General features: G+C 67.6%; 16 protein-coding genes. 11 read left to right on the top strand and 5 right to left on the bottom strand.

The window, feature by feature from the left end:
- The first annotated feature begins 8 nt into the window (after positions 1 to 8).
- The 8 genes from AC3WJI_RS06170 (at position 9) to AC3WJI_RS06205 (ending at position 5,036) form a co-directional block, all read left to right on the top strand.
- Complete coding sequence (locus AC3WJI_RS06170; RefSeq protein WP_492756375.1) at positions 9 to 320, top strand: hypothetical protein; 312 nt, start codon at positions 9 to 11, stop codon at positions 318 to 320.
- Positions 321 to 332: 12 nt separating this feature from the next.
- Positions 333 to 725, top strand: coding sequence for an EscF/YscF/HrpA family type III secretion system needle major subunit (locus AC3WJI_RS06175; RefSeq protein WP_492756376.1), 393 nt, complete (start codon positions 333 to 335; stop codon positions 723 to 725).
- 69 nt (positions 726 to 794) lie between these two features.
- Positions 795 to 1,511 (top strand): type III secretion system inner membrane ring lipoprotein SctJ, encoded by a 717-nt coding sequence (gene sctJ / locus AC3WJI_RS06180; protein ID WP_492756377.1) that lies wholly within the window; start codon positions 795 to 797, stop codon positions 1,509 to 1,511.
- Entirely contained in the window at positions 1,508 to 2,026 is a 519-nt protein-coding gene (locus tag AC3WJI_RS06185) for a hypothetical protein (protein ID WP_492756378.1), read from the top strand. Before sctJ ends, AC3WJI_RS06185 begins: the two co-directional genes overlap by 4 nt.
- Entirely contained in the window at positions 2,023 to 2,631 is a 609-nt protein-coding gene (locus AC3WJI_RS06190) for a FliH/SctL family protein (protein ID WP_492756379.1), read from the top strand. Before AC3WJI_RS06185 ends, AC3WJI_RS06190 begins: the two co-directional genes overlap by 4 nt.
- Positions 2,624 to 3,949 (top strand): FliI/YscN family ATPase, encoded by a 1,326-nt coding sequence (locus tag AC3WJI_RS06195; protein WP_492756380.1) that lies wholly within the window; start codon positions 2,624 to 2,626, stop codon positions 3,947 to 3,949. Before AC3WJI_RS06190 ends, AC3WJI_RS06195 begins: the two co-directional genes overlap by 8 nt.
- On the top strand, positions 3,949 to 4,407 hold the full coding sequence (locus tag AC3WJI_RS06200) for a hypothetical protein (protein ID WP_492756381.1): 459 nt from the start codon (positions 3,949 to 3,951) through the stop codon (positions 4,405 to 4,407). Before AC3WJI_RS06195 ends, AC3WJI_RS06200 begins: the two co-directional genes overlap by 1 nt.
- Entirely contained in the window at positions 4,404 to 5,036 is a 633-nt protein-coding gene (locus AC3WJI_RS06205; RefSeq protein WP_492756382.1) for a hypothetical protein, read from the top strand. Before AC3WJI_RS06200 ends, AC3WJI_RS06205 begins: the two co-directional genes overlap by 4 nt.
- 303 nt (positions 5,037 to 5,339) lie before the next feature.
- Here the strand turns inward: AC3WJI_RS06205 and AC3WJI_RS06210 are convergent, their stop codons facing one another.
- Entirely contained in the window at positions 5,340 to 6,233 is an 894-nt protein-coding gene (locus tag AC3WJI_RS06210) for an ankyrin repeat domain-containing protein (protein WP_492756383.1), read from the bottom strand.
- Positions 6,234 to 6,274: 41 nt separating this feature from the next.
- Positions 6,275 to 7,372 (bottom strand): Tle-like phospholipase domain-containing protein, encoded by a 1,098-nt coding sequence (locus tag AC3WJI_RS06215; protein ID WP_492756384.1) that lies wholly within the window; start codon positions 7,370 to 7,372, stop codon positions 6,275 to 6,277.
- A 126-nt stretch (positions 7,373 to 7,498) separates the two neighbouring features.
- On the opposite strand from AC3WJI_RS06215, the gene AC3WJI_RS06220 reads away from it, so the two are divergent.
- Both AC3WJI_RS06220 and AC3WJI_RS06225 read left to right on the top strand, forming a co-directional pair.
- Entirely contained in the window at positions 7,499 to 8,449 is a 951-nt protein-coding gene (locus AC3WJI_RS06220) for a C2 family cysteine protease (RefSeq protein ID WP_492756385.1), read from the top strand.
- Positions 8,450 to 8,531: 82 nt separating this feature from the next.
- Positions 8,532 to 8,918 (top strand): hypothetical protein, encoded by a 387-nt coding sequence (locus tag AC3WJI_RS06225; RefSeq protein ID WP_492756386.1) that lies wholly within the window; start codon positions 8,532 to 8,534, stop codon positions 8,916 to 8,918.
- On the opposite strand, the gene AC3WJI_RS06230 is transcribed toward AC3WJI_RS06225, so the two are convergent.
- Genes AC3WJI_RS06230 through AC3WJI_RS06240 form a run of 3 tightly spaced genes read right to left on the bottom strand, consistent with a single transcriptional unit; the run spans position 8,919 to position 9,824 of the window.
- Positions 8,919 to 9,179, bottom strand: a complete 261-nt coding sequence (locus AC3WJI_RS06230; RefSeq protein WP_492756387.1) for a DUF5985 family protein — start codon at positions 9,177 to 9,179, stop codon at positions 8,919 to 8,921.
- Entirely contained in the window at positions 9,176 to 9,451 is a 276-nt protein-coding gene (locus AC3WJI_RS06235; protein WP_492756388.1) for a DUF5985 family protein, read from the bottom strand. Before AC3WJI_RS06235 ends, AC3WJI_RS06230 begins: the two co-directional genes overlap by 4 nt.
- A gap of 1 nt (position 9,452) precedes the next feature.
- The gene (locus AC3WJI_RS06240; RefSeq protein ID WP_492756389.1) at positions 9,453 to 9,824 is read right to left on the bottom strand and encodes a hypothetical protein; all 372 of its coding nucleotides are present in this window, start codon (positions 9,822 to 9,824) and stop codon (positions 9,453 to 9,455) included.
- Positions 9,825 to 10,018: 194 nt separating this feature from the next.
- On the opposite strand from AC3WJI_RS06240, the gene AC3WJI_RS06245 reads away from it, so the two are divergent.
- Entirely contained in the window at positions 10,019 to 15,394 is a 5,376-nt protein-coding gene (locus AC3WJI_RS06245) for a HAMP domain-containing protein (RefSeq protein ID WP_492756390.1), read from the top strand.
- Positions 15,395 to 15,399: the final 5 nt, after the last annotated feature.

The following is a 15,399-nucleotide window of genomic DNA, read 5'->3' on the forward strand; positions in this document are numbered from 1 at the left end:
GTAAGATCATGTCGAATACCATCACCACCGGCCTCACCAACATGGCGCTGACGCCGATGACCAACAACCGGATGACCAAGGGCTCGGCGCCCGGTACCTGGTTCGAGGCATTGGCAGATTCCTGGGGCCAGACGCTCGACAAGCAGGCAAGCACGATCGAGTCGATGTCCGATGCGCTCGGCAATGGCGGCACCGACAATCCCTCGCAGATCACCAAGTTGACTGCCGAGACGATGCGCATGTCGTTCATGGCGAACAGCTCGTCGAGCTCGATCGACAGCGTCGGCAAGGCGCTCGAGACGATGGCCCGCAAGAACTAAAGGGAGGCGATCATGTCGATCGAAGCCATTGCGGGGGCGGCCGCCAGCGCCGCCTCTGCCCCGATGCCGCCCCAATATATGCAGGCGGGGCCGAATGCGTCGGTCTCCGACGTCACCAGCTTCCAGGGTTCGCTCTCGGCGGCAGGCTCCGGCGTCGGCGGCCCCGAGGCGCTCGGGCCGGCGATGCAGGCGATGTTCTCGCAGATCGAGCGCGTCAACGGTGAAGCCAAGAGCGTGTCCGAATATGCCAAGGCGGCGCAGGCCAGCGGCTCGGAAATGACCCCGGGCGAAGTCGTGGACCTCACGATGAAATGCCACGAGTTCATGTTCCACTGCCAGCTGACCTCGAACATCGCCAACCGCACGTCGGACGGCATCCAGCAACTGTTCCGGCAGCAGTCGTGAGGTCTGTGGTGCCTGGTTCGCGGACGGAGCGCTGAGATGGGTCCGATTGCCAGACGCGCGCGGCCGGCCATGATCGCCTTGTGCCTGCTGCTCGCCGCCTGCGGCCAGGAGGAGCTGTATTCGAAGCTCACCGAGACGCAGGCGAACGAGATGATCGCGGTGCTGCAGAGCGCCGGGATCGGCGCGACCAAGCAGCAGAAGGGCGAGGAAGGCTGGACCCTGCTCACCGAGAAGGGCGATTTCGGTCGCGCCGTCGAGGTGCTCCACAGCCAGGGCTATCCCCGCGAGGAATTCGCCTCGCTGGGCACGGTGTTCAAGCGCGAGGGGCTGGTCTCCTCGCCCACCGAGGAGAAGGCACGACTGGTCTATGGCATGAGCCAGGAGCTTTCGCACACCATCTCGGAGATCGACGGCGTGGTGCAGGCGCGCGTCCATCTCGTGCTGCCCGACAACCAGCCGCTCGCCGAAACGGGCCAGCCCGCATCGGCATCGGTGTTCATCAAATACCGGCCCGGCACCAATATCGAGACGCAGATCGGCAAGGTGAAGGCGCTGATCGTCAATTCGGTGCAGGGCCTAAAATACGAGAATGTCTCGGTCGAGACCTTCCCCGCCCAGCCGCTGCCGACGGTGGCGGCCAAGGGCGGCGAGAGCGCGTTCAACGGCAATCTGATCGCGATTGCGATCGCGGGATTGCTGCTGCTCGTCGCGGCGCTCGGCTATCCCGGCCTGCGGCGCTGGCAGCAGCGACGCTCGGCAGTGGCCCGGCGCGAGGGCAGCGTATGAGGGCGGCCGAGCATCGCGCGACGCTGGCGGCGATCGGCAACGATCTCGTCGCGGTCGAGGGCGGTCCCGGCGATCGCCGCGCCGCCTTGCTGCTCAAGCAGCTGAACGGGCGCGACGACCCGGCGGCGTGTTTGACCGATCTGCCGAGCGTACCGGTCTGGCTGCGGCTCCCCGCAGCTGCGCAGCAAAAGCTTGCCCAGCGCGTCGCCTTGTTGTGGATGGGGGAGGCATTGACCGGATCGATCGACGGTGCCTGGCTCGGCGGCCTCGCTGAGGTGGCTGGCGAGGATCTGCTCGACTGGGCAATCGAGACCATCCCGGCGATGCCCGCCGCTTCGGGGCGCCGGATCGAACCCGCCGAGCTCGAGACCTATGGCTTCTCGCTGTTGCGCGAACAGTTGCCGGCGCCCTTGCGCGCCTATCTGCCGGTGCGCGGTGACTATCTGGCGCTTTCCTGCCCCCACGAAGCACTCGACGCTTTTGTCGCGGCTGCGGTCGAGGCGGCGCGCGCATGAGCTTCCTCGTCCTCCACGCCGACCGCCTCGCCACCGCGCTTGCCGACGATCCGCTGGTGCCCGCGGCCGATGTCGGAAGGGTGCAGGACGCCCTCGCGTTGCTCGCCGCCGCCGGTGAGCTGCGTCACGACGCCGAGGCGACGATCCAGGCCGCAGGCGAAGCGGCGCGTGCCGAAGGCTTCGCCAGCGGACGCCAGGAGGGCCTCGCGGCGGCCGAGAACGAACGCCAGGCCGAACTATTCCGCATCGCGCTCCGCGACGGCGAGCTCCAGCGCAAACGGCAGAAGGACATTGCGCGGCTCGCGCTGGAGGTCGTGCGGCGGATCGCCGGCGAACTCGATCAGGGCGCGCTGGTAGCTGGACTGGCCGAACGCGCGGCGGCGCAGGTCGCGCCCGATACCGTTGCGGTGGTCCGCGTCGCGCCGGCCGCGGTCGACGCCACGCGCGCACGCCTCGAGGGGCGGGCGGGCTTGAGCGTCGAGGCCGATCCTGCGCTCGAAGGCCAGGATTGCGTGATCGAGACCGCGCTCGGGCGCACCCATGCCGGCCTCGAGACCCAGCTCGCGCAGATCGAGCGGATGTGGGGCGAGACGCTCGATGGCTGAAGGGCCTGCCAGCACCGTCGACCAGCTGCTGGCCGGTCTCCAGCGCAGCCCGACCGTCGAACGGCGGGGGCGGCTGATCGAAGTGCTCGGCACGACGCTCAAGGTGACCGGCATCGCGCCGCGGATCGGCGATGCCTGCGAAGTGATCGAGCCGTCGACCGGTCGTGTCGTTCCGGTCGAGGTCGTCGGCATCGCCGGACAGGCGACGATCCTCACCCCGCTCGCCGATGTGCGCGGGCTGTCGGTGGACGCCGAAGTGATCGTGCGCAGCGGCGAGGAATCGGTGCCTTGGGGCGAGGGGCTGCTCGGCCGCGTCCTCGACGGGCGCGGGCGGCCGATCGACGGCAAGGGCGACCTTCCGGCCGATCTCCAGCGCCGGCCGCTCCATGCGCCGGCGCCGCAGCCGATGGAGCGCGGATTGATCCACGCGCCGCTGCAGACCGGGGTGCGCGCGATCGATACGCTGCTCACCCTCGGCCAGGGGCAGCGCCTCGGCGTGTTCGCGGCGGCGGGCGGGGGCAAGTCGACCCTGCTCGGCATGCTCGCGCGCTTCGCGCAGGCCGATGTCATCGTCATCGCACTGATCGGCGAGCGCGGCCGCGAAGTCCGCGAGTTCATCGAGGATGCGCTCGGCGAGGACGGGCTTGCACGCTCGGTGATCGTCTGCGCCACGTCCGACCGCGCGGCGATGGAGCGGGTGCGCGCGGCGCATCACGCCACCGCCGTCGCCGAGGGCTTTCGCAGCGAGGGCCGCAACGTCCTGCTGCTGATGGATTCGGTGACGCGCTTCGCTCGGGCATTGCGCGAAATCGGGCTGGCCGCGGGCGAGCCGCCGGTGCGCCGCGGCTTCCCGCCCTCGGTCTTCGCCGAACTGCCGCGCCTGTTCGAACGCGCCGGTAACGATTCGGTCGGATCGATCACCGGCATCTACACCGTCCTGCTCGAGGATGAGGAGGGCGACGATCCGATCGGCGAGGAGGTCCGCTCGATCCTCGACGGGCACGTGATCCTGTCGCGCAAGCTCGGCGCGGCGGGGCATTATCCGGCGATCGACGTGCTCGGCAGCCTCAGTCGTCTGTTCCCGCGGCTCGCCGAGCCGGCGCATCGCGAGGCGGCGACGCGCGTACGCGCCTTGCTCGCCAAGCATGCCGAGATCGAGTTTCTCGTCCAGGTCGGCGAGTATCGCGCCGGCGCCGATCCGCTCGCCGACCGGGCGATCGCCGCCAAGCCCGAGATCGATACGCTGCTGCGGCAGGACGCGAACCACGCCGAGGACTTCCAGACCTCGCTGATGCTGCTGCGCGGAGTCGCCGGCTGATGCGCGGCGGCGATCAGCGGCGCCAGGCCAAGGCGCTGGTCCGGCTGCGCGAAGTGCGGATGCAGAGCGCCGCCGTGGCGCTCGCCGAAGCGCGCGCCGCGACTGCCGCGGCCGAACGCGAGCGCGCAGAGGCCGATGCCGCCGCCGAAGTCGCGGACGCGGCTATGGCCGACGCGCAGGCCGATCTGGCAACCGATCCGGCCGAGGCCGAACGGCTTCTCGCAGTGGTCGATCGCAGCCATTTTCGCCGCTCGGTGGCGCGCGGCGCGCTCGACGCGGCACGCGAGGCCGAGCAGGCGTGCGGCGACGCCGAGGACGAGCGGCGCAAGGCGATGATCCTTGCGCGTGCGCGGCACGACAAGCTGGCCGAGCATGCCGGTCAGGCCGTGCGCCGCTGGGCACGCCAGCAGGAAGAGCGCACCGCACTCGACAATATGGAAGCACGGAGGCGATCATGACCCGCGTCAGTTCCCCCAATGCGCAGCCGGCGCGCCAGCCGGCCCAGGGCACGGTGCAGGGGCGGGGCCAACCCGCGCCGGGCGACGTCCGCGCGATGAACGAAGCCTTCGCCAAGGCGCGTCTTCAGACCAAGGAGCAGCCGGGCGGCGCCGGCTCAGGAAAGGGCTTGAAAGGGCTGGTTCAGCCCGATCGCCGCGGCGAAGTGCCGGTCCAGCAGCGCGAGGCCTTTGGCGATGCGCGCGACACGGCGCTGCGCCAAGAACGCGAGGCGCGCGAGCGCCAGGACGGGCTGTTCGGCTTTGCCGGCCATGCCCAGCCGCAGGCGACGGCGATGCCGGCGATGCCCGCGGCGCATGTCGATCCGGGCGCCTTCGCGCAGATGCTCGCCGATCTGTGGACGCGCGAGAACGGCAAGGGGACCAAGGAAGTCACCGTGACTTTCGGCGACGGCGCCTGGCCGGCGACCGGCGCACGGCTGGTGCGCAACGCCGCGGGCACGCTCGACGTCGCATTGCTGCTCGGCGACGGCGCGCCGCCTTATGACGGCACGATGCGCGAGCTCGAGGCGCAGCTGCACGACGCCGGCATCGCGCTGGGCAGCCTGTCGACCGAGGCAGGGAACGGCTGAACTAAGTTCGCTCCGGCGATCAGTCCCAGCTCAGCGATTGATCCCACCCCGGCGAAGGCCGGGGCCCAGCTTCGAGTTGCTATCGACGGCGCGGTGCAATCTCATGTTCGTGGCAACTGGGCCCCGGCCTTCGCCGGGGTGGAATGCAGAAATCCTCGCTGGCCTGATGGGCTTGCAATGTGAGAATTCGCCTGCTTGGTTTTCTCAGCCGAGAAATCCGCAACTACTTGATTTAGAAGATTTAGCTTCCGAAAAACAGCCAGATAGTGTGACCTTCCTGCTCCGCGCTGACCGGCACGCAGCCTAGTGCGGCGTCCCCTGCGTTCGGGCATTGGCCTGGATCAGGGCCACTATCGCCGGCGGCAGCGGCTTGGCGCCCGCCGCAAGGGCCGCTGCCGGGGGCCAGTCGCCATTCGCCGCCGCCGCGCGCACTTCGCGCGCCGAAGGGGCCGGCTCGGGCCAGCCCAATTTCTTCAACCGCCCGGCCAGCCGGCGCTGCGCCTCGGCTTCTTCCGCCGACTCGGTGAGCATCTGCGTCGTCGCGGCGGTGCCGAGGTTCGCGCCGCCGCTGTCGATCGCCCAGGGATCGGCGCCGCGGTCGAGCAGCAGCTCGGCGATGCGGAAATGCTCCATGTCGAGCGCGGTATGGAGCGGGCGGTTGCCCGTTGCCTCCATCACGTCGGGATCGGCACGAAAGTCGAGCAGCATGCGAACCGCGCCGAGCGAATTGAGCGTGATCGCGGTGCGCAGCGGACCGCTGGGATTGCCCTTCGGGTTGGGGCTGGCACCGGCGCTGAGCAGACTGTGCGCGAACGCGGGATCCTTCGCGCGCAGCGCGAGCCGCAGCGGCAGGCCCTGGTCCTCGGCGCCGTCGCGCGGCGCACCGCCGCCAAGGACGAGGTCGACCGCGTCGAGGCGGCACGTCGCGACCGCGACCGAGAGCATGTCGTAATGCGCGCCGACCCGGCGGCGCGCGAGGCCGGAATCGCCGCGCAGCAATTGGTCTGCGCGGTCGAGATCGCCGTCGAACAGCGCCTCGGCAAAGTCGCGCGCGGCGGCGCCGAGCCGCTGGTCGGTCAGCGTGTCGCGACGGCTGGGAAGTTCGGTGCCCGGCGCGAAGCAATCGGCGCGCGCGTCGCTCTCGCAGCCCATCGTCATGAGCGCGAGCGCGGGGCTGAGCAGGACGAATTTACGCACACACCGCACCCTCTGCGCATTGCCAGCGGTGCGTCAACCGCTCAGCGGCCAGCTTGTGCCGCGGTTCCGGCGAGGACCCAGTCCATGCTGTGGCGATCGACCGGATTGATCGAATCCCACCAATGCGCGCCTTCGGGCCGGACATTGGGCAGATCGTGCTGCGCACCATAGGCCTGGGGCAGGTCGCTCACCGCGCCGCCCAGGATCCCGCCGCCCACGCCGCCGGTGATCAGGCTGCCGAGCCCGGCGCCGATCGCGCGGTCGCCGCCTTCCTGGAGCGTGGTGAGGATCTCGCCGGGCACGCGATAATTGTTGATCGACGACGCACCGCGGTCGTTCGCCTGCGCGACGGCCTGCGCCTTGTCGATCGTGTTCTGGTGGAGGCCCGCGGCGTTGAACGTATCCGCCGGAAGCCCCGAGGCGATCGCCGCCTCGGCCGCGAGCCCGCCGCCGAGCGAGTGGCCGACCAAGGTGACGTCCGCATCGGTGCGCGCGAGCTTCTTCCCGATCTCCAGCGCGCTGGCATAGTGTGCCGAATCGAAGCCGAGGCCCTGCTGAGCGTTGCTCTTCCAGTCGTCGCCCGACTGGCTGCCGCGGAAGACGACGGTGTATTTTTCCTGGCCGGCCTCGCCGCTGACATAGACGCGGGCGCGGAAGCTGCTCTCGCCGGGCTGCTCGAGCATGTCGGGCGTGAGGCCGAGCTTGGCGAGGTCCGCATCGCTGGCCGCGCGATAGCCCGAGGGCGGGCTGGGGACGTCGTTATAGACATCCTTGGCGAGCAAGGCGTTGGTATGGACCTGCTGGAGGTCGGGCGCGTCGTTGGCGGCGAGGCGCGCTTCCTCCGATGCCGCGGGCGCAGTGACCGGCGACAAGGTGGCGAACCGCGCCGGCTGGACGCCCCGATCGGGCGAGAACGGCACGATGGCGGCCTCGCGGTCGTTCGCGGCGCGCTGCTGGAGGGAGTCGGCGCCATCGGCTCGGGGGGAAAGAGAGACCGATGGCGCCGAATGCAGCGCCGGCGTAACGCGCGACGGCTGCCAGTCCGACCGATACGCGTCGGCGTTTCGCGACGAAGCGGCAGGCGGCGTCGAGGGGGGAGTCGACGCCGTAGAAGCTGGGGTGGCCCTGTTTACCTGCATCACGCATCCTTCGATCGGACTGCTTCTAGATGCGGCCGGCGGCCGTCGCGCGCCATAATCGATCCGATTATCGCGGCGCCCGCGCGAGGGGCGCATAGCGGCATGAAAATATGGGAGAGAGTCGGCATGTTGGAAGCCGTAGGCGCCGCAACCCGCTTCAATCTGGACTCGCTGCTCGCGGGCACGTCAGTGGCCACGCCGGCGTTCCGCATCCCGGTCGACGGCGGCGGCAGCGGCAGCGGCGCTGCCAAACCCGCCGAAGTTCGCTTCGACGCGGCGGACTTGTATGGCGCGCAAGGTCCCAAGGCGGCCGACATCCGACAGGATGCGCTCGGCGACTGCTATTTCGTCGCGACCCTTGGCGCGGTCGCCCAGCAGCAGCCCGACGCGGTGCGCAACATGATCAGCTACAATTCCGCTACCGGCAACTTCACCGTCCAGCTTCACGACGGCAACGGCAATCCGCAGTCGGTGCAGGTCACCCAGGCCGAGCTCGAGGACAATCTCGCGCGCTCGGGCGGCTCGACCGCCGACAATACGGGCCTGGACGGCCCGATCTGGCCCGCGGTCGCCGAGACGGCCTATGCCAAGATCCACGACAGCAATCCCGCGGACGGACTCACCGAAGGCTATAATGCCATCGCCAATGGCGGCTGGCCGCAGGACGCGATGCAGGCGATCACCGGCGTTCGTGGCGACGAGATCCGCTATTCGGAGGGCTTTTTCGAGAGCGAGAATTCGGCGCTCGACCGGATGGCGGGCCAGGTCGACGCCGCCTTGTCGAACGACCGCCCGGTGACCCTGTGGACCGTGCCCGAGAATCGCAGCCTGTGGGACCGCATCCGCGGCAACGAGGGCACGCAGGACGGGCTGGTCGACAACCACGTCTATGTCGTCGAAGGCGTCCACAAGAACGCCGACGGGGAATGGATGGTCAGCGTCCGCAACCCCTGGGGCACCAACATGAACGTCGGCGAGGGGCGCGACACCGCCTCGGCGACGATGGAAGTGCCGCTGCGTACCCTCGCCGATACCGGTGGCGCCGAGGCATTCACCGTCGGGCCGGCACCACGCTGAGCGCCGTGCGTTCAAGGTTGAGTGGCACCCGCAAAGCGGGCAAGCTCGGCACGAAGGACATCCCTTGCTGAAAGCGGCGCTCTTGAGTCTGTTGGCCTTTCTCGGCTTCGTCCGCGGGTTCGATCTCGCGTCGCTGCCCGCGCCTGCGGGTGCGCAGGCCGGCGCGAGCGCTGCTGAGCGCCAGGCGCTGCACGCGCTGGCGAGCGACGTATCGAAAGGGGGCGTGACGATCACCGACGAGCGGCTGTTCACCGTGGGCAAATCGGTGCCCTGGGTGGCGATCGCCAAGCGGATCGATAATATCGCGCGCGAGCGGGGCGCTGCTTCGGTTGCGCTGCCCGGTGCCGATCCGGGTAAGAAGCTGGGTCAGGCCTGGCGTGCCAAGGACGGCAGCGGCGTGCTCGTCGCCATGGTGCCGTCGCCTAGTGGGGGCGCGGTCGCCTATTTCGCGGTCAAGTTCGCGCAATAGCTATCGCGCGCGGTTCTTTCGCAGGATCGCGACGATGATCGTCAGGAACGCGACCAGCCGGACCAGATAGACCCAGCTGCGCTGCTCGTCCGGAATCCCGCCGAGCGCGAGGATCGCCTGTCCGACGCCGAGCAGCAGGAACGCCGCGGAAAAGGCGAGGAACAGCTCGTCGCGCGTGTCGCGCCAGAAGCGCAGGAAGAACAACGCCGCGACGGCGAAGCCGAGCGTGACCGCGCCGGACAGGAAGACGAGCAGGGTCATGCGTCTTCCATGTCCCAGATGAAGCCGAACAGCAGGACTCCCACTGCGGCGAGCGACAGCAACAGCCGCACGAGCCCGAAGTCGATGTCGCGGATCAGCATCAGGTCGACGATCACGAACAGATTGTTCGCCGCGAGCAGCCCGAAGCACAAGGCGCTCCACAGCAGCAGCCGCATGCCGCTGCGTCGATACGAGCGCCCCAGCAGCAGCGCGCATGCCGCGCTGGTGGCGAAGCAGAGCAGATAGACGGTCGCAGGGAGCCACGCGGTCACTTCAATCGCTCCACAGCTTGAATGCGTCGGCGAAGCTGCTCAGGCCCGAAGGGGTGGGCGCGACGATCATCCGCCGCACCGCGTCGGGCCTGCTGGCATACAGCGCCTCGGTCGCACCGGCGAGCGTGTCGACCAGATTCGAGGTCGGCTGGTAGCGGACCAATTGCCCATCCTCGACGAGGACGAGCCCGGCAGCGAGCAGCGACTCGACGCTCTGCGTCACCACAAGCTCGCTTCCCCGCAGCGCAACGACGAGATCGGCGTACGGCCACGACCGGTCGCGATGCTGCCTCAGGAAACACAGCAATTCGAGCGCCCAGACCGAGCGGAAGGTCGCGCGAATGAAACTGGAGAGCTCTTGTCTGGCCGGCATGCCGGGGGTCGTCTGTCATCCGCTTGTGTCCCCCGCGTGTCCCCGCTTCTTTCTAGCGACTGGCAGGAACCCCGCAACCTGCCGCAAATCCGTGTACGCGTTCACTTTTCCTACAGCGCCGCTGTTGCTATGCAGAGTCCAGGCCGGGGGGCCGTCAGCATTTCAGGGACGGGGAAACATGCCAGGAGTGCCAGGTGAACGCCGAACTCACGCTCGACCGCCGTCAACTCGTCGCCGCGCTCCGCAGCTTCCGCCGCGGTGACTTCAGCGTCCGCCTTCCCGACGACCTGCCGGGAACCGATGGCGAGATAGCTGCGCTGTTCAACGAAGTCGTCGCCATGGAAGAGGCGATGACCCACGAATATGAGCGGCTGTCGCGCGTCGTCGGCAAGGAAGGCAAGATCACCCAGCGCGGCCACGTCCGGGGCGCCACCGGCGGCTGGGAGGCCAAGCTGCGCTCGGTCAACGAACTGATCGAGGACATGGTCCAGCCGACCGCCGAAGTCGCGCGGGTCATCGGGGCGGTGGCGAAGGGCGACCTTTCGCAGTCGATGACCGTCGAGATCGATGGGCGACCGCTGCGCGGCGAATTCCTTCGCATCGGCAAGGTGGTGAACACGATGGTCGAGCAGCTCGCCTCGTTCGCGTCGGAAGTGACGCGCGTGGCGCGCGAAGTGGGCACCGAGGGCAAGCTGGGTGGGCAGGCCAAGGTGAAGGGCGTCGCCGGCACCTGGAAGGACCTCACCGACAACGTCAACGCGATGGCGACCAACCTGACGGGCCAGGTCCGCAACATCGCTGAGGTGACGACCGCGGTGGCGTCGGGCGACTTGTCCAAGAAGATCACCGTCGAAGTGAAGGGCGAGATTCTCGAGCTCAAAAACACGATCAACACGATGGTCGACCAGCTCAATTCGTTCGCGTCGGAAGTGACGCGCGTGGCACGCGAAGTTGGCACAGAGGGCAAACTCGGCGGTCAGGCGCGCGTGGAAGGCGTCGCGGGCACGTGGAAGGATTTGACCGACAACGTCAATCTGATGGCCGACAATCTCACCGGCCAGGTCCGCAACATCGCCGAAGTGACGACCGCAGTGGCCTCGGGCGATCTTTCCAAGAAGATCACCGTCGACGTGAAAGGCGAGATCCTCGAGCTCAAGAACACCATCAACGTCATGGTCGACCAGCTCAACGGCTTCGCCTCGGAAGTGACGCGCGTGGCGCGCGAAGTCGGCACTGAGGGCAAACTCGGCGGGCAGGCGCAGGTGCCGGGTGTCGCCGGCACGTGGAAGGACCTCACTGACAACGTTAATCTGATGGCCGACAACCTCACCGGCCAGGTGCGCAACATCGCCGAAGTGACCACCGCGGTGGCGTCGGGCGACTTGTCCAAGAAGATCACCGTCGACGTGAAGGGCGAGATTCTCGAGCTCAAGAACACGATCAACGTGATGGTCGACCAGCTCAACGGCTTCGCCTCGGAAGTGACGCGCGTGGCGCGCGAAGTGGGTACCGAGGGCAAGCTCGGCGGTCAGGCGCAGGTCCCGGGCGTCGGCGGCACGTGGAAGGATCTGACCGACAACGTCAATCTGATGGCGGCGAACCTCACCGGCCAGGTGCGCAACATCGCCGACGTGACGACCGCGGTGGCGAAGGGCGATCTGTCGCGCAAGATCACCGTCGAGGTGCGCGGCGAGATCCTCGAGCTCAAGAACACCATCAACGTGATGGTCGACCAGCTCAACGGCTTCGCGAGCGAAGTGACGCGCGTGGCGCGCGAAGTGGGCTCGGAAGGCAAGCTCGGCGGCCAGGCGCAGGTCGAGGGCGTCGCGGGGACCTGGAAGGATCTCACCGACAACGTCAACCTGATGGCCGGCAATCTCACCGGCCAGGTGCGCAACATCGCCGAGGTGACCACCGCGGTGGCGAAGGGCGATCTTTCCAAGAAGATCACCGTCGACGTGAAGGGCGAGATCCTCGAGCTCAAGAACACGATCAACACGATGGTGGACCAGCTCAATTCGTTCGCTTCGGAAGTGACCCGCGTGGCGCGCGAAGTGGGCTCGGAAGGCAAGCTCGGCGGCCAGGCCAAGGTCGAGGGCGTCGGCGGGACGTGGAAGGATCTGACCGACAACGTCAACGACCTCGCCGCGAACTTGACGGGGCAGGTGCGCAACATCGCGGAAGTGACCACCGCGGTGGCGCTGGGCGATCTTTCCAAGAAGATCACCGTCGACGTGAAGGGCGAGATCCTCGAACTCAAGAACACGATCAACACGATGGTCGATCAGCTCAACGGCTTCGCGTCGGAAGTGACGCGCGTGGCGCGCGAAGTGGGCACCGAGGGCAAGCTCGGCGGCCAGGCGCAGGTCCGCGGCGTCGCCGGCACCTGGGCCGACCTCACCGACAATGTGAATCTGATGGCGGCGAACCTCACCGGCCAGGTCCGCAACATCGCCGACGTGACCACCGCAGTGGCGCGCGGCGATCTTTCCAAGAAGATCACGGTGGACGTGAAGGGCGAAATCCTAGAGCTCAAGGACACCATCAATACGATGGTGGACCAGCTCAACGGCTTCGCCTCCGAAGTGACTCGCGTGGCGCGTGAAGTGGGTACCGAGGGCAAGCTGGGCGGGCAGGCGCAGGTGCCGGGCGTCGGCGGCACGTGGAAGGATCTGACCGACAACGTCAACCTGATGGCGACCAACCTGACCAACCAGGTGCGCGGCATCGCCGACGTCGTGACCGCGGTGGCGCAGGGCAACCTCAAGCGCAAGCTGACCGTGGACGCCAAGGGCGAGATCGCGGCGCTGGCCGAGACGATCAACTTCATGATCGAGACGCTCGCCACCTTCGCCGACCAGGTGACGAACATGGCGCGCGAGGTGGGCATCGAGGGCAAGCTCGGCGGCCAGGCGCGCGTGCCGGGCGCCGCCGGCCTGTGGCGCGACTTGACCGATAACGTCAATCAGCTGGCAGCGAATCTCACCAATCAGGTTCGCTCGATCGCCGACGTGGCGACCGCGGTGACCAAGGGCGATCTTACCCGCTCGATCGCAGTGGAAGCCTCGGGCGAGATGGCCGCGCTCAAGGACAACATCAACGAGATGATCCGCAACCTCAAGGACCAGACCTTGAAGAATGCGGAACAGGACTGGCTCAAGACCAACCTCGCGCGCTTCTCGCGCATGCTGCAGGGTGAGCGCGATCTCACCACGGTCTCGAACCTGATCATGTCCGAGCTCGCGCCGCTGGTGAATGCGCAATACGGCGTGTTCTACGTCACCACGCGCGAGGGCGACGACACCGTGCTCGAGCTTGCCGCGAGCTATGGCGCCGAAAGCAAGGACGCGCTCAAGAACAAGTTCCAGCTGCGCGAAGGGCTTGTCGGCCAGGCGGCCGCGGACAAGCGCGCGATCGTGCTCGAGCATGTGCCGAGCGACTTCCTGCGCATCGGCTCGGGGCTCGGCCACGCTGCGCCCGCCAATGTCGCGATCCTGCCGGCCTTGTTCGAGGACGACGTCAAGGCGGTGATCGAGCTGGCATCGTTCGGCGAGTTCAACGAGACGCATCAGAGCTTCCTCGACCAGCTGATGGAATCGGTCGGCATCGTGCTCAACACGATCGCCGCGACGATGCGCACCGAGGGCCTGCTCAAGCAGTCGCAGCTGCTGACCCAGGAATTGCAGGCACGCCAGACCGAGCTGACCACCAAGCAGGAAGAGCTCCACAACACCAACGAGGAGCTGCAGGAGAAGGCGCAGCTTCTCGAGAACGAGAAGAAGCAGGTCGAGGCCAAGAACCTCGAAATCGAGATGGCGCGCCGCGCGCTCGAGGAGAAGGCCGAGCAGCTCGCGCTCACCTCCAAGTACAAGTCCGAGTTCCTCGCCAACATGTCGCACGAGTTGCGCACGCCGCTCAATTCGCTGCTGATTTTGTCGAAGCTGCTGTCGGACAACCCGCAGGGCAACCTCAACGACAAGCAGGTCGAATTCGCGCGGACGATCAACGGCGCGGGTTCGGATCTGCTCAACCTGATCAACGACATCCTCGATCTGTCGAAGATCGAATCGGGTACCGTGTCGATCGAGATCGGCGAGATGCCGATGGCCGGGCTCAAGCAGCATATGGAGCGGACCTTCCGCCAGCTCGCCGCGGACAAGAGCCTCGACTTCAACGTCGAGTTCGATCCGGGCCTGCCGTCGGCGATCCGCACCGACGAGAAGCGGCTCCAGCAGGTCGTGCTCAATCTGCTTTCCAACGCGTTCAAGTTCACGGCCAAGGGCAGCGTCACGCTGGCGGTGCGGGCGGCGACCAAGGGCTGGAGCACCAACCATCCGGTACTGCGCGGGATGGACACCGCAATCGAGATCGCCGTCACCGATACCGGCATCGGCATCCCGCAGGACAAGCAGAAGCTGATCTTCGAGGCGTTCCAGCAGGCCGACGGCACCACCAGCCGCAAATATGGCGGCACCGGCCTGGGCCTGTCGATCAGCCGCGAGATCGCCCGGTTGCTCGGCGGCGAGCTGCAGGTGCGCTCGACACCGGGCGAGGGGTCGACCTTCACTTTGTTCGTGCCGCTCCAGGCGATCGCGCCCGCGCAGATCGGTCAAGCGGGCACGCCCGCGCGCTACGACAATAGCGGTGCGACGGTGCCGACCGCCCTACCGGGACCGTTCGACCTCAGCGACGATCGCGACACTCTGGCAGGCGAACCGTTCGTGCTGATCGTCGAGGACGATCCCACCTTCGCCTCGATCCTGCTCGACATCGCGCGGGGGGCGGGCCTCAAGGGCGTCGTGTCCGGAGCCGGGGCGGGGACGCTGGCGATGGTCCGGAAACTCCAGCCGGACGCGATCACGCTCGATCTAGGATTGTCGGACATTGACGGCTTCGTGCTGCTCGACCTGCTCAAGCACGATCCGCAGACCCGGCACGTGCCGATCCACGTGATCTCCGGGGCCGACAAGGTCGCCAAGGCGATCGACCTCGGCGCGTTCGGCGTGACCGAGAAGCCCGCTGCCCGCGAAGCGCTGGTGGCAGTGTTCGAGGACCTTGCTGCGAGCGTGGCCGCCGAGCCGCAGATCGTCGAGCTTGTCCCGGAGCAGAGCGACGCAGTCCTCCAGGCGGCGCGCGCGGTGCCCGAACTTGCCGACACCAAGATCCTCATTGTCGACGACGACATCCGCAACATCTACTCGCTGACCAGCGTGCTGGAGAGCTACGGCGTCGAGGTGCTGCATGCCGAAGGCGGCCGCGACGGCATCGTCATTCTCGAACAGACGCCCGGCATCGATATCGCGCTGATCGACATCATGATGCCGGAGATGGACGGCTATGAGACGATGCAGCAGATCCGTGCGCGTGCCGGGCTCGCCGATCTGCCGCTGATCGCGGTCACCGCCAAGGCGATGAAGGGTGACCGGCAGAAGTGCCTCGACGCCGGCGCCTCGGACTATATCGCCAAGCCGGTCGACATCGATTTGCTGCTGGCGCTGTTGCGCGTATGGATAGCGCGGTCGCGCGACGCGGCCGTGACCAATGGCGTCATCCTGGCAGAGCGGAGCTGAGGTGC

The organism is Sphingomonas sp. FW306-1B-B10E (genome assembly GCF_058782005.1).